The 12,300-nt window shown below is 69.1% G+C and carries 15 protein-coding genes and 1 pseudogene; 11 read left to right on the forward strand and 5 right to left on the reverse strand.

Annotation, left to right across the window (positions count from 1 at the left end):
* Positions 1-40 precede the first annotated feature (40 nt).
* On the forward strand, positions 41-592 hold the full coding sequence (locus tag AB5L52_RS08280) for a GMC family oxidoreductase N-terminal domain-containing protein (RefSeq protein WP_351024899.1): 552 nt from the start codon (positions 41-43) through the stop codon (positions 590-592).
* 81 nt (positions 593-673) lie between these two features.
* Here AB5L52_RS08280 and AB5L52_RS08285 read toward each other — a convergent pair.
* Positions 674-1,345, reverse strand: a pseudogene (locus tag AB5L52_RS08285) (LysR family transcriptional regulator); the annotation flags it as partial.
* A gap of 166 nt (positions 1,346-1,511) precedes the next feature.
* On the opposite strand from AB5L52_RS08285, the gene AB5L52_RS08290 reads away from it, so the two are divergent.
* Complete coding sequence (locus AB5L52_RS08290) at positions 1,512-1,988, forward strand: MarR family winged helix-turn-helix transcriptional regulator (protein ID WP_369363148.1); 477 nt, start codon at positions 1,512-1,514, stop codon at positions 1,986-1,988.
* 85 nt (positions 1,989-2,073) lie between these two features.
* Here the strand turns inward: AB5L52_RS08290 and AB5L52_RS08295 are convergent, their stop codons facing one another.
* The gene (locus AB5L52_RS08295) at positions 2,074-2,574 is read right to left on the reverse strand and encodes a heme-binding protein (protein ID WP_369363149.1); all 501 of its coding nucleotides are present in this window, start codon (positions 2,572-2,574) and stop codon (positions 2,074-2,076) included.
* Between the two features lie 135 nt (positions 2,575-2,709).
* On the opposite strand from AB5L52_RS08295, the gene AB5L52_RS08300 reads away from it, so the two are divergent.
* The 3 genes from AB5L52_RS08300 to AB5L52_RS08310 all read left to right on the forward strand — a co-directional run bounded on the left by AB5L52_RS08300 (position 2,710) and on the right by AB5L52_RS08310 (position 4,317).
* Positions 2,710-3,183, forward strand: a complete 474-nt coding sequence (locus tag AB5L52_RS08300) for a DUF1348 family protein (protein ID WP_369363150.1) — start codon at positions 2,710-2,712, stop codon at positions 3,181-3,183.
* A 56-nt stretch (positions 3,184-3,239) separates the two neighbouring features.
* Positions 3,240-3,593: an ATP-binding protein gene (locus AB5L52_RS08305; RefSeq protein ID WP_369363151.1), complete on the forward strand. Its 354-nt coding sequence runs from the start codon at positions 3,240-3,242 to the stop codon at positions 3,591-3,593.
* A 112-nt stretch (positions 3,594-3,705) separates the two neighbouring features.
* On the forward strand, positions 3,706-4,317 hold the full coding sequence (locus AB5L52_RS08310; RefSeq protein ID WP_369363152.1) for a TetR/AcrR family transcriptional regulator: 612 nt from the start codon (positions 3,706-3,708) through the stop codon (positions 4,315-4,317).
* Positions 4,318-4,451: 134 nt separating this feature from the next.
* Here the strand turns inward: AB5L52_RS08310 and cynS are convergent, their stop codons facing one another.
* Together cynS and AB5L52_RS08320 are read right to left on the reverse strand one after the other, a co-directional pair.
* A complete protein-coding gene (gene cynS, locus AB5L52_RS08315; RefSeq protein WP_369363153.1) occupies positions 4,452-4,922 on the reverse strand; it encodes a cyanase in 471 nt (156 codons plus the stop codon).
* A gap of 26 nt (positions 4,923-4,948) precedes the next feature.
* The gene (locus AB5L52_RS08320) at positions 4,949-5,557 is read right to left on the reverse strand and encodes a carbonic anhydrase (protein WP_369363154.1); all 609 of its coding nucleotides are present in this window, start codon (positions 5,555-5,557) and stop codon (positions 4,949-4,951) included.
* Positions 5,558-5,681: 124 nt separating this feature from the next.
* On the opposite strand from AB5L52_RS08320, the gene cynR reads away from it, so the two are divergent.
* Positions 5,682-6,590: a transcriptional regulator CynR gene (gene cynR / locus AB5L52_RS08325; protein WP_369363155.1), complete on the forward strand. Its 909-nt coding sequence runs from the start codon at positions 5,682-5,684 to the stop codon at positions 6,588-6,590.
* 41 nt (positions 6,591-6,631) lie between these two features.
* Here cynR and AB5L52_RS08330 read toward each other — a convergent pair whose 3' ends face one another.
* Positions 6,632-7,261 carry a hypothetical protein gene (locus AB5L52_RS08330; protein ID WP_369363156.1) on the reverse strand — a complete coding sequence of 210 codons (630 nt, stop codon included), beginning with the start codon at positions 7,259-7,261 and terminating at the stop codon, positions 6,632-6,634.
* A gap of 181 nt (positions 7,262-7,442) precedes the next feature.
* Here AB5L52_RS08330 and AB5L52_RS08335 point away from each other — a divergent pair, with 181 nt between their 5' ends.
* From AB5L52_RS08335 to AB5L52_RS08355, 5 genes are all read left to right on the forward strand, one after another.
* Positions 7,443-8,465, forward strand: coding sequence for a lytic transglycosylase domain-containing protein (locus AB5L52_RS08335; RefSeq protein WP_369363157.1), 1,023 nt, complete (start codon positions 7,443-7,445; stop codon positions 8,463-8,465).
* Between the two features lie 118 nt (positions 8,466-8,583).
* On the forward strand, positions 8,584-9,657 hold the full coding sequence (locus AB5L52_RS08340; RefSeq protein WP_369363158.1) for a sigma-70 family RNA polymerase sigma factor: 1,074 nt from the start codon (positions 8,584-8,586) through the stop codon (positions 9,655-9,657).
* Positions 9,658-9,765: 108 nt separating this feature from the next.
* Complete coding sequence (locus tag AB5L52_RS08345; protein ID WP_351024866.1) at positions 9,766-10,695, forward strand: ABC transporter ATP-binding protein; 930 nt, start codon at positions 9,766-9,768, stop codon at positions 10,693-10,695.
* Positions 10,692-11,462 (forward strand): ABC transporter permease, encoded by a 771-nt coding sequence (locus AB5L52_RS08350; RefSeq protein WP_351024863.1) that lies wholly within the window; start codon positions 10,692-10,694, stop codon positions 11,460-11,462. Before AB5L52_RS08345 ends, AB5L52_RS08350 begins: the two co-directional genes overlap by 4 nt.
* A 3-nt stretch (positions 11,463-11,465) precedes the next feature.
* Complete coding sequence (locus tag AB5L52_RS08355) at positions 11,466-12,290, forward strand: ABC transporter permease (protein WP_351024860.1); 825 nt, start codon at positions 11,466-11,468, stop codon at positions 12,288-12,290.
* Positions 12,291-12,300 lie beyond the last annotated feature (10 nt).

The raw sequence follows: 12,300 nt of genomic DNA on the forward strand, positions 1-12,300 counted from the left end.
TCCCCCCTCTCGACAACGTTGCCAACGAACGGATCGTGCCGTGCGAACAGTGATCGTAGGAGCCGGCTCCGCCGGCCTGGTGTGTGCGTGGAAGCTCAGCGAGGACCCCGGTCACGAGGTCGTCCTCGTCGACGCGGGCCTCGACCCGGGCCCCGAGGTACCGCCCGAACTCGCCACCGAGATACTCCTGCCCGCGCACTACTACTGGCAGTACACCGACGAGGACACGGGCAGCTTCCTGCCGCGCGGCAAGGTCTTCGGCGGCAGTTCGGCGGTCAACGCCGCGGCGGCCACGCGCGGTCACCCCTGGTGCTTCGACGCCTGGGATTCTCCCGTGTGGACCTACGACGCCTGTCTGCCGGCCTTCCGCGCGCTGGAAGCCGACCAGCAGTTCGGACAGCAGGACTACCACGGGTCCGATGGCCCCATCGGCATCACCCGGTACGAACAGAGCGCATTCGACCTCGCGTTCCAGGACGCCTGCCATCGCCAGGGCTTTCACCCGCTGGCGGACCACAACGCCCCCGGAGCCCTCGGCTACGGTCCCTTCCCCACCAACCGCATCGACGGCGTGCGCATGAGCATGTCGTAGCCGGGTTCGTCGCGGCGCGGACCCCGCTCGCCGAAGGCGGAGATGTGCAGCACGACCAAGCGCGGGTAGCGCTCGCTGAGCGGGGGCCTCCTGCACGATCCTGGGTGCGAATCCTGCCTCGTGACAGGCCTGCACCCGGGCGTCGCGCACCGCGGAGCCGCGCGCGACCGGGAAGGTCACGAAGGGCTCGTGCGCCAGGTCGGCGAAAGAGACGTCCACTCGCTGCGCGAGCGGATGACTGTCCGGGAGGGCGATCATCAGCTCCTCCATCCGGACGACCCGGGTGCTGATCCCGCGCCGCACGGGCAGGGCCACGAAGCCGACGTCCAGTGAGCCCTCCGCGATCCGGCCGAGCGCCTCACCGGCGTACGTCTCGCCCTCCAGGACCAGCTCGATGCCGGGCAGTTCGGAGGTGACGGCGCGGGTCAGCACGGGCAGCACCGAGTAGCTGCCGGCGCCCGCGAAGCCGATCGTGACCCGGCCGACCTCTCCCAGATGAGCTGCCTGCACGGTACGGCGCACCGCCGACGCCTCGGCCAGGAGGTGCCTGGCCGGCTCCAGCAACGCCTGGCCTGCGGCGGTGAGCCGCACGGAACGGGTGGTGCGCTCGAAGAGCGTGACCCCGAGATCCCGCTCCAGCAGCCTGATCTGCTGGCTGAGCGGCGACTGGGCGATGTGCAGCCGCTCGGCGGCCCGCCCGAAGTGCAGTTCCTCGGCAACGGCGACGAATCCGGAAAGGTGACGCAGCTCCACCCCACCGACAATGCCAGGCCGGGCGGCTCAGTCTCCTGGCAGCCCGGGAATCGGCTCCGCGACGACACCGGGCTATCCCGACCGGCCCAGGCGCTCTCTGCTCGCCGGGGTAGTTAAAATTGGAACCACGGATCGGGAGTACGGAACGGCGAGGTGGGAGGGCACGGTGGGCGACGCGGTGGTGTGGCTCAATGAACGCCAGCTGGCTGCATGGAGAGCGTTTCTGCTGGTCAGCTCACTTATCGAGCGACAGGTCGAGCAGCAGCTGAGAGACGACGCGCAACTGTCTCATCAGCAGTACGAAGTGCTCAGCCGCCTCGCTGACGCCCCAGGCCGTGAGCTGCGCATGACCGTCCTCGCAGACATAGCCCTCACTTCGAAGAGCGGGTTGACGTACCAGGTGACACAACTGGAGAAGGCCGGGCTGGTCCGGCGCCGCTCTTGCGCCGGCGACGACCGCGGAGTCGTCGCCTCCTTGACCGACGCAGGACTTGAGAAGGTCGTCGCCGCCGCGCCCGGGCATGCCGGCCTCGTCCGCGCATTGTTCGTCGACGGCCTGTCGAGTGAGGAGTTCGAAGGGCTCAGCAAGGGGCTCGGCGCCCTTGTCGACCGCCTGACCGACTCGGGAACTCATTCCTCCTGAAAGGGCATTGAACGGGTTAGCGCCCAGGAACACACATGTGCCGCCCGGCCGGTGGCGGGGCGGCACATGTGTGGGGTGAGAGCGGTCAGGAGAGGGTCTTCAGGGCGGCGTTGGCGAAGTCGGCGTCGAGTTCACCCGTGGGGGCGCCGGAGACGCCGATACCTCCGACGATCTTGCCGTCGACCTTGATGGGGATGCCGCCGGGTAGGACGCTGAAGCCGGGGATGTAGGTGAAGCCGGGCGAGGTCTTGGCGGCGTTCTGCAGGTCGGCCGTGGGGGTCTGGAAGCCGGCGGCGGCGTAGGCCTTCTCGAAGCTGACCTGGACGGTGGCTCCGGTCGCGGTGTCCGCGCGCTGCTGGTTGATGACCACACCGTCACGGTCCACGACGGTCACGGAGACGGGGTAGCCCTTCTCGATGCCCTTCTGCATCGCGATGTCCGAGACCTTCTTGGTCACCGCCAGCGGCAGGTAAGGGGCGTTGCCGAGACGCGTACTGGTGGCGGCGGACTGGGATGCGGCCCCGTTCGGGGCGGCGGACGCGCCGGGCAGGACGGAACAGCAGTCCGGAAGTTCAAACTCGAACAACCTTGACTGGCGTGACCTGCGTCACCGCGACCGGGGCAGGGGTGCATCATCCCCCTTGCGGGAGAACCGCCGTTCTCATACAGTCGGACGCGACAGTGAGAACGATCGTTCTCCATGCAAGCCCAGGGAAACAACATGACTGAGCACCCACGCCCTCCACTCCCGCCATTCATCCGGGAGACCGCCGTCGAGAAGGTCCGCCTGGCGGAAGACGGCTGGAATTCCCGCGACCCGGAGAAGGTCGCCCTGGCGTACACCGTGGACTCGCGCTGGAGGAACCGCGCGGAGTTCGCCACCGGCCGCGATGAGATCATCGCCTTCCTCACCCGCAAGTGGGACCGAGAGCTGGAGTACCGGCTCATCAAGGAGCTGTGGGCCTTCGGCGGCAAGCGCATCGCCGTGCGCTTCGCCTACGAATGGCGTGACGACTCACGCAACTGGTTCCGCTCCTACGGCAACGAGAACTGGGAGTTCGACGACAACGGCCTGATGCGACGGCGCTACGCCTGCATCAACGACCTCCCCATCAAGGAGTCGGAGCGCAAGTACCACTGGCCGCTCGGACGCCGCCCCGACGACCACCCCGGCCTGAGCGACCTCGGCCTCTGACCGTCCGGCCCCGCGCCGTAGATCCGGGGCTCGACACTGGATCTACGGCGGGTCGAATGGAGAACGATCATTCTTCAGCAAAAGCAGGATGCGAGCCCCCCGATGCGGGGCCCGGAAAGTTCGATGGTGTGTTCCTCATGACCCTCTCGGAAACCGCTACCGAGGAACGCTGGGTAGGCACAGCTCGCCACTTCGCCGCGTCTCTGCCGGCCCGACGGGACGTCGCCCCCGAGGATCAGGATTCCGTCCTGCTGATCATCGGCGAGCTTGTGGGGAACGCGGCCCAGCGCGGACGGGCCGACATGATCGTGAGCCTCACGTTCGAAGGCCGGGCCGTGTGCATCGAAGTTGCGGACTCCGGCGCCTCGGGGCCCTCGCCGTCGCCCCAGGCAGGCCTTGCGCTCGCCTGAGCGGGCAGCGGGCAGCGGGCAGCGGGCAGCGGGCAGCGGGCAGCGGGCAGCGGGCAGCGGGCAGCGGGCAGCGGGCAGCGGAATGTACTTGGGGCCTGGCGCGCTATACGGTATGAGAACGTTCGTTTTCGAGAATGAGGTGATCGAGGTGGAACTCGAAGCGACTGAGCAGCGGATCCTCGACGCTGCAGAGGAACTGTTCTACGGCCAGGGCATACAGTCGGTGGGAATGGACGCGATCCGCAGCGCCTCCGCAGTGCCCCTCAAACGCCTGTACCAGATCTTCCCTTCCAAGAACTCCCTGGTCGAGGCGTACCTGAGGCGGCGGGACGCGAGATGGCTTCGCGATCTGGCTCAGTACGTGGATACCCACGACTCACCCACGCAGCGGATTCTGGCAGTCTTCGACTGGCTGTTCCTCTGGTTCAACGAGCCGGGCTTCCGCGGCTGCGGCTTCATCAACTCCTTCGGGGAGCTGGGAGCGACCTCCCAGGCTGTGGCCGATATCGCGAAAGCCCACAAGAATGCCTTCCGGCGGTATCTCGCCGACCTCGTGGCCGCCGCCGACGTACCCACGTGGCTGACCGACCAGCTCGTTCTCCTCGCCGAGGGCGCGATGACCACAGCGGCCATCTCCGGGTCTCCAGAGCCCGCCCGTCACGCCAAGGACGCCGCACGCATCTTGCTGCGGACCGCTCACTCAGCCATCGTCGCCGCTGTCTGAGCACGCGATGGCAAGCGGCAGGGACCGGGAGCAACAGCCCTGATCGCTCGAAGCTGATCGGCGTGCCCGCCGGGCGCCTCATCGGCAATGGGGCGCCCGGCGGGCACGCGGCACGACAGGCCGGTGACGTCGGATCAGAACGGCTTGGTGGGCAGGTACTTGCCGTCCAGGGTGATGACCGCGCGCTCACCGCCTTCGGGGTCGGCCACCTTCTTGACGTCGAGCTTGAAGTTGATTGCGCTGATGATGCCGTCGCCGAATTGTTCGTGGATCAGGGCCTTGAGCGTGGTGCCGTAGACCTGGATGATCTCGTAGAAACGGTAGATCGTCGGGTCGGTCGGGATGCCGCCAGGAATGGAGCCGCGGGTCGGGATGCTCTGCAGCAGCACTGCCGCCTCCTCGTCCAGGTCCAGCAACTCGGCGACTGCCCTCGCGGCGTCCACCGGCAACGGATGCTGACCCAGCAGGGCGGCGGTGGTGAACGCGACCGACAGGCCGGTGACGTCGGCGATCTGCTGCCAGGACAGGTCCTTGCGCGTCTTGGCCTCAACAATCACAGCGGCCAGAGCATGGCGGGCGGCGGGGTCGAACTGAGCTTGCACCATGAGGGTGTTCCTTTCCAACGGGCGGATCAGGCCGCGAGGGCGGCGGAGCGGCCTGTGACGGGGTCGAGTTGGTCGACCGCGCCGGTGGGGATGTCGTAGACCCAGCCGCGCAGTGTGACGGTTTTGGCTGCCAGCGCCCGGATGACGCAGGGGTGCGTGGCAAGGTTGGCCAGTTGAGCGATCACGTTGTGCCATACCAGAGCACTTACCTTGTCCGTCCCGGGCTCGGCACAGGCCGCACGGGCCCGGGAGGCGTCCGCGTGCCGCAGCCAGTGGGCCATGGCCGGCAGGGCGGCGAGGTCGTGGCCGTCGGCCAGGGCGGTCATCGCACCACAGGCGGAATGCCCGCAGACGACGATGTCGGACACGCCCAGGACGGCGACGGCGTACTCGATGCTCGCCGTGACCCCTTCGGCGCTGGGGGCGTACGCGGGCACCAGGTTTCCGGCCGTGCGGATGACGAACAGCTCGCCCGGCTCGCTCTGCGTGATCAACTCCGGTATGACGCGGGCGTCGGAGCAGCTGATGAACAAGGTGCTGGGCTGGTGCGTGGCGGCAAGGTGCTGAAAGCGCGCCGCCTTGGCAGGGAAGACGCCCCGCTGAAAATGTGCGATTCCCGCTGCGAGGTCTTGCACGGTCACTCCTTTCGGGGGTGGCGAACGTGTGCGGGTTGGCAAGATCCACCATGCATGAGCTGTGCTTATAGCGTCCAAGGCGCATGGGGAATAGGATCTATTGGTTGTGTCTATAGTGGGTGCCATGGGCTTCGAACTGCGTCATCTGCGTTATCTCATCGCCGTCGCTGAACACGGCAGCTTCACCCGCGCCGCCGAAGCCCTGCACATCTCCCAGCCAACCCTGTCTCAGCAGATCAAACAGATGGAACGCGTGATGGGCACGCAGCTGCTGGACCGTACCGGTCGTGCCGTACGACTCACCGACGCCGGTGAGACCTACGTCCACTACGCCCGTCGCGCCCTGCAGGAACTCGCCACTGCCGAACGTGCCGTCCACGACGTCGCCGACCTCTCCCGCGGTAGCCTGCGCCTGGCGGTCACCCCCACCTTCACCGCCTACCTCATCGGCCCCCTCGCCGGACAGTTCCACTCCCGCCATCCCCATATCGGCCTGAGCATCAGGGAATTGACTCAGGATCGCATCGAGTCCGCCCTCCTCGCCGACGACCTCGACCTCGGCATCGCATTTCACGGTTCCCACCTGCCCGGCATCACCACAGGCGACTTGTTCACCGAAGCCCTCAGCCTCGTCGTCGGCACCCACCACCCCTACGCCGACCGCACCGGACCGCTACCCGTGCGAGAACTGGAGGGATGCCCTCTGGCCCTGCTCAGCAGTGACTTCGCCACCCGCGGGCACATTGACACCTACTTCGGCCGGCACCACACCACACCGCACATCGCGGTGGAGGCCAACTCGATCAATGCGGTCACCGAAATAGTCCGGCGCACCCCTCTGGCCTCCGTCCTGCCCGAGGCCGTCGCCCACGATCACCCACATCTGCACACCGTCCCCCTCGACCCGCCCCTGCCCGAGCGCACCGTTGCTTTGCTCCGTCGCTCGGGCTCCTACCAGAGCGCCGCCGCCCGGGCGTTCGCCCGCCTCACCCGACAATGGGTTGCCTCCAGCGGGTACCCCGCCTCCCCGTGAAGCGCGGCGTGGCTGTACCGCCGCTTCCCGCTGTCTTCACTTCAGATGATGGTGACGGTCGTCGACGTCGAGACCCGGTCGCCGACCGCGAACTCCAGGCTGGTGGTGCCCGTCGGCGCGTCGTCGTCGGCACTCACGCAGACCCACATGACCGACTGTGATCCGGCGCCGGCGTCGGGAACACCCAGGTCGACATCGGAGAAACTCAGCGACTGTCCGTCATCGGAAATAGTCCCCATGTAGGCGGTGGTTCTCCCGCGGTCGTCCATGACGGTCAGTTGATGACCGGGGTTGCCCGGCACACCGAACCGCATGCCGGCGTCGGCCGGAAGAACCGTGGTGACCGTTTGCAGGGGGATGTGTTGCGATCCGTTGTTCCGCACCTCAACGCCCGGGTACCTGGGCGATCCGCCGCGTTCCAAGGTCACCGGAGCGCCGCCGGGGGACACGGTCAACGCCGGTGTGACGACGACCGTTGTGGAGGGGGACGTCTTTCCTCCGACAGTGAAGGACAGGCTCGTGGCACCGAGCGGGGCGTCGTGGCCGGCGCTCACGGCGACCCACATCACCGTTGTCCCGGGCAGCTTCAGGTCCACGTTCGAGAAGACCAGCGAGGATCCGTCCTCCGACAGGCTTCCCGTGTACGGAGTCGTCTGCTGGTTCGACGCCATCCACGGTGGACCGACCGTATGACTCATGGGCATCCAGACTGATCGGCGAACAACCTCGTCATGAGATCGACGGGGTTGGTGCGCATGCCGCCCGCTGTCCCTTCCGCCCGTTCCGTGCGACGGACCTGCCCTGCGGCCGCGTAGAGCAGACGACGGATTCACTCACGGAGGGGACTGCTCAGTGACAGCACGTGCACTCAAGGGGGCGGTGCGGGGTGTCAGGGGTACGGCGATCGCGGCGGCGGCGATGGCTGTGCTGACCGCGTCGCAGGCACCGGGGGCGGTCTCGGCCGAGGCCGCGGAGCCCGCGCGGAAGGCGGCACCCGCCGAGCACGACCCCAGCGTCACCGGCGACACTCCGTACCGCACCGGCCTTCCCCCGCTGCGGACACGGAAGAACGGCTCGGCACCGGAAGTGACGGGCGGCGGCGCCCTGCCCGCGAGCGTGTTCGCGGCGTACCGGCGTGCCGAGGAGGAGCTGGCGCGCAGCGCCCCCGGCTGCCGGCTGCGCTGGCAACTGCTGGCCGCTATCGGGCAGGTGGAGTCCGGGCAGGCAGGGGGCGGCCGGGTGACCCCGGACGGTACGACCGTGACGCCCATCCTCGGCCCGCGGCTGTCCGGCGGCGCCTTCGCCGTCGTGGCGGACACCGACGGCGGCGCGTACGACGGGGACGCGGTGTACGACCGGGCGGTCGGCCCGATGCAGTTCATCCCGTCCACCTGGGCCCGTTGGGGCGCGGACGGCAACGGCGACGGGCGGAAGGACCCGAACAACGTCTACGACGCGGCGCTCGCCGCCGGCCGCTACCTGTGCGCGGGCGGCCGCGACCTGTCGAACCCCGCCGACCTGGACCGGGCGATCCTGGGCTACAACCACTCGGACGCCTATCGGCGCACCGTCAAAGCCTGGTACGCGTACTACCTGACCGGACACCGCGTAGTGCCGGACGCGTCCGCCGGATCCCGGTCGGACCGGCCGAAGCCGTCCCGCCCGATGAGGCCGAAGCCCTCGCCTCCGAAGCCGTCGCACGACCGGAAGCCGGTCCCTGCTCCTTCGCCCACGTCGTCGACGCCGCCCGCCTCACCCTCCCCCAGCCCGTCCCGGACGGCCGGCGTGCCGAAGGCGTCCGGAACGCCGCTGGTCCCCGTCCCCGAGCCGACCGTCATGCTGCCCGGCGGTGTGCTGCCCGACGCAGGCAGCTGACCACGGGCAACAGCTGGAACACGATGAGCGCCTCCCCCTCCACAACCGCGACTACTCGGCGGTAATGTCGCCACCCGCCGGAAGCACAGGACCGGCGGGTGAGTGCAAAGGGGCTCTCATGGCGACGGACATGCCTGCGGACACAGCGGCCGCCGACGAGCGTTGGCAGCGTATGTGGAGCCATCGCGAGCAGCTGCTCAAGGTGGCCCGGCGGCGCTCCATGAGCCAGGAGGACGCCGAGGACGCCGTGCACGAGGCGATGCTGCGGGCCGCGGAGCGCCCGGACCTCGATGACGAGCGGCTCGGCGCCTGGCTGACGACGGTGACGATGCGGCTGTGCGTCGACCGGCACCGGCAGGTCAACCGCGAGGCCGAGGTGGGCAGCCGCCCCACGCTCGTCGCGCCGGGCCCGGTCCCCGTCGAGGAGGCGGTGTGCGACCGGGCCGAGGCGAGGTGGCTCGCCGTGCGCAGCGGGGAGTTGCCCGCCCGGCAGGCGGAGGCGCTGCGGCTGAAGTCCGAGGACCTGGACGTGAGCCAGGTCGCGGTGCGGATGGGGCTCAGCTACCGGACCGTCGAGTCGCTGCTCGCCCGGGCCCGGCGGACGCTGCGCGCCTCGCTGGCCGGGACGCTCGGACTGGTGCTGTTCCTGGTCGGGCGCGGGCGGCTGCGCGGGGGCGGCAAGGCCCAGGCGGTCGCGGTCACCTCGACGGCGGCGACCCTGGCAGTGGCGGGACTCGTGCTGCCGCACGCGCTCCACGCGAGCGGAAACCGGAACGATCCGGCGCCGCGGTCGGCCGTCTCCAGCGACGCGCGGGTCCGGCGCAGCGCGGCCACGGGCCAGGGGCTCACCCCCATGACGCGCCCCTCCTCGCCTCCGGCGCCCGGGGCCCGGGGCCGGACGCCCTCGCCCAGCAGGGGCACATCCCTGCCGTTGCCGGCGCCCTTGCCGTCCCTGCCGGACGTGTCCTCGCCCCCGCTCCCGGAGTTGTCGGCACCGCAGGTCCCGCAGGTGCCCGACGTGCCGAAGGTGCCGGGCCTGCCGACGAGGTCGGCCGCCTCGTCGGTCCCGTCTCTTCCCCCGGCCTCGGCCGTACCGGCCGCTCCACTCCCCGCCCCCGTTCCCACCCCGAGGACGCCTGCGAGGACGCCTTCGGGGACGCCTGCGAGGACGCCGGCGCCGAAGCTGCCTTAGCGACCCGCACCCGCGCCGCAAAAAAATCTCCGTCCGCCGCGACGGACGCCCCGCCCCTCCCCGTAGAGCAGATGTCGAAGCTGCTTCACGGGCGAAGGGCGGGACCGGATGGGTGCGGAGATCTGTGTGGAAGGGCTGACCAAGTCCTTCGGTTCCCAGGTCATCTGGCAGGACGTCTCACTGACGCTGCCCGCGGGGGAGGTCTCGGTGCTGCTCGGTCCCTCGGGGACGGGCAAGTCGGTGTTCCTGAAGACGCTCGTCGGGCTGCTGAAGCCGGAGCGCGGCTCCATCACGATCCAGGGCCGGGACATCACGAGGCTCCGTGAGCACGACCTGTACGAGGTGCGGAAGCTCTTCGGCGTGCTGTTCCAGGACGGCGCGCTGTTCGGCTCGATGAACCTGTACGACAACATCGCCTTCCCGCTGCGTGAGCACACCCGTAGGTCCGAGAGCGAGATCCGGCGCATCGTGCTGGAGAAGATGGAGATGGTCGGGCTGATAGGCGCCGAGGGGAAGCTGCCCGGCGAGATCTCCGGCGGGATGCGCAAGCGGGCCGGGCTGGCCCGCGCCCTGGTCCTCGACCCGGAGATCATCCTGTTCGACGAGCCGGACTCGGGCCTGGACCCGGTGCGCGTGGCCTACCTCAACCAGCTCATCGTCGACCTCAACGCGCAGATCGACGCGACCTTCCTGATCGTCACCCACGACATCGCCTCGGCCCGCCAGGTGCCGGACAACATCGGGCTGCTGTTCCGGCGCGAGCTGGTGATGTTCGGTCCCCGCGAGCGGCTGCTGACCAGTGACGAGCCCGTCGTACGGCAGTTCCTGAACGGCCGGATGCAGGGGCCGATCGGCATGGCGGAGGAGAAGGACGCTGCCCAGGTCGAGCAGGAACTGGCCGGGATCGACGAGGGCGGCGGAGTGCGGGACATGACTCCCCGCCTGCTGCCGAGTGCGGGCATCTGCCGCCCGCCCCGCTGGGAGGCGATCGCGAGACGGGAGGCCGAACTGCACGGGAAGGCGGTGAACAGCGCATGAGTCTCTCCCCCACTGGTGCACTGCGGCACTCGGGCAACCTGTTCGCGATGGCGCTGGACGTCCTCCGGACCCTGCCCCGACGGCCTTTCCAGGCAAGGGAGTTCATCCAGCAGGCGTGGTTCGTCGCGAGTGTCACGATCCTGCCGACGGCGCTGGTCTCGATCCCCTTCGGGGCGGTCATCGCGCTGCAGATCGGCAGCCTGACCCGGCAGCTCGGCGCGCAGTCCTTCTCCGGTGCCGCGTCCGTGCTCGCCGTGCTGCGCGAGGCCTCGCCGATCGTCACGGCGCTGCTGATCGCGGGCGCGGGCGGCACGGCGATCTGCGCGGACCTCGGGGCGCGCAGGATCCGGGACGAGATCGACGCGATGCAGGTGCTCGGCATCGACCCGATCCACCGGCTCGTCGTACCGCGGGTGCTGGCCTCGATGGTCGTGGCCGTCCTCCTCAACGGCCTCGTCTCGGTGGTCGGTGTCGCGGGCGGCTACTTCTTCAACGTCGTCCTCCAGCACGGCACGCCCGGCGCCTACCTGGCGTCCTTCACCACCCTCGCCCAGCTGTCCGACCTGTGGGCGGCGGAGATCAAGGCGCTGGTGTTCGGGGCCATCGCGGCGATCGTCGCCTCGTACAAGGGACTGACGGCGAAGGGCGGTCCGAAGGGCGTGGGCGACGCCGTCAACCAGTCCGTGGTGATCACCTTCATGTTGCTGTTCGTGACCAACTTCGTGATGACCGCGGTGTACTTCCAGGTCGTCCCGCAGAGGGGTTAGCCGATGAGACCTCACAAAGTCCTCGATCGCCCCTTGCGCTCACTCGAAGAGCTGGGCAGTCAACTCTCCTTTTACGGCCGCTCGTTGATGTGGACGGGTCGCACCCTGCGCCGCTACAAGAAGGAGATCCTGCGGCTGCTCGCCGAGGTGAGCTTCGGCCGGGGCGCGCTCGCCGTGGTCGGCGGCACGGTCGGCGTGATCGCGTTCCTGTCCTTCTTCACCGGCACCGAGGTCGGCCTCCAGGGCTACGCGGCCCTCAACCAGCTCGGCACCTCCAACTTCGTGGCGTTCCTGTCGGCGTACTTCAACACCCGGGAGATCGCGCCGCTGGTGGCCGGACTCGCCCTGTCCGCGACGGTCGGCGCCGGGTTCACCGCGCAGCTCGGTGCGATGCGGATCAGCGAGGAGACCGACGCGCTGGAGGTGATGGGCGTCCCGTCGCTGCCGTTCCTGGTGACGACGCGGATGATCGCCGGCTTCGTCGCGGTGATCCCGCTGTACGTGATCGGGCTGCTGTCCTCGTACCTGGCCGCCCGCACCATCACCACCGGCTACTACGGGCAGTCGACGGGCACGTACGACCACTACTTCCACCAGTATCTGCCGCCCGTCGACGTGTTCTGGTCCTTCGGCAAGGTGATCGTCTTCGCCGTGCTGATCATCCTGGTGCACTGCTACTACGGCTACCACGCGAGCGGCGGCCCGGCCGGTGTCGGCGTCGCGGTGGGCCGGGCCGTGCGGACGTCGATCGTCGCCATCAACGTCCTGGACTTCTTCCTGAGCCTCGCGATCTGGGGCGCCAACACGACCGTACGCATAGCGGGGTGAGAGCGGTGCA

Origin of the sequence: Streptomyces sp. CG4, assembly GCF_041080655.1 — a bacterium.
In the GTDB taxonomy this organism is placed as follows: Bacteria; Actinomycetota; Actinomycetes; order Streptomycetales; family Streptomycetaceae; genus Streptomyces.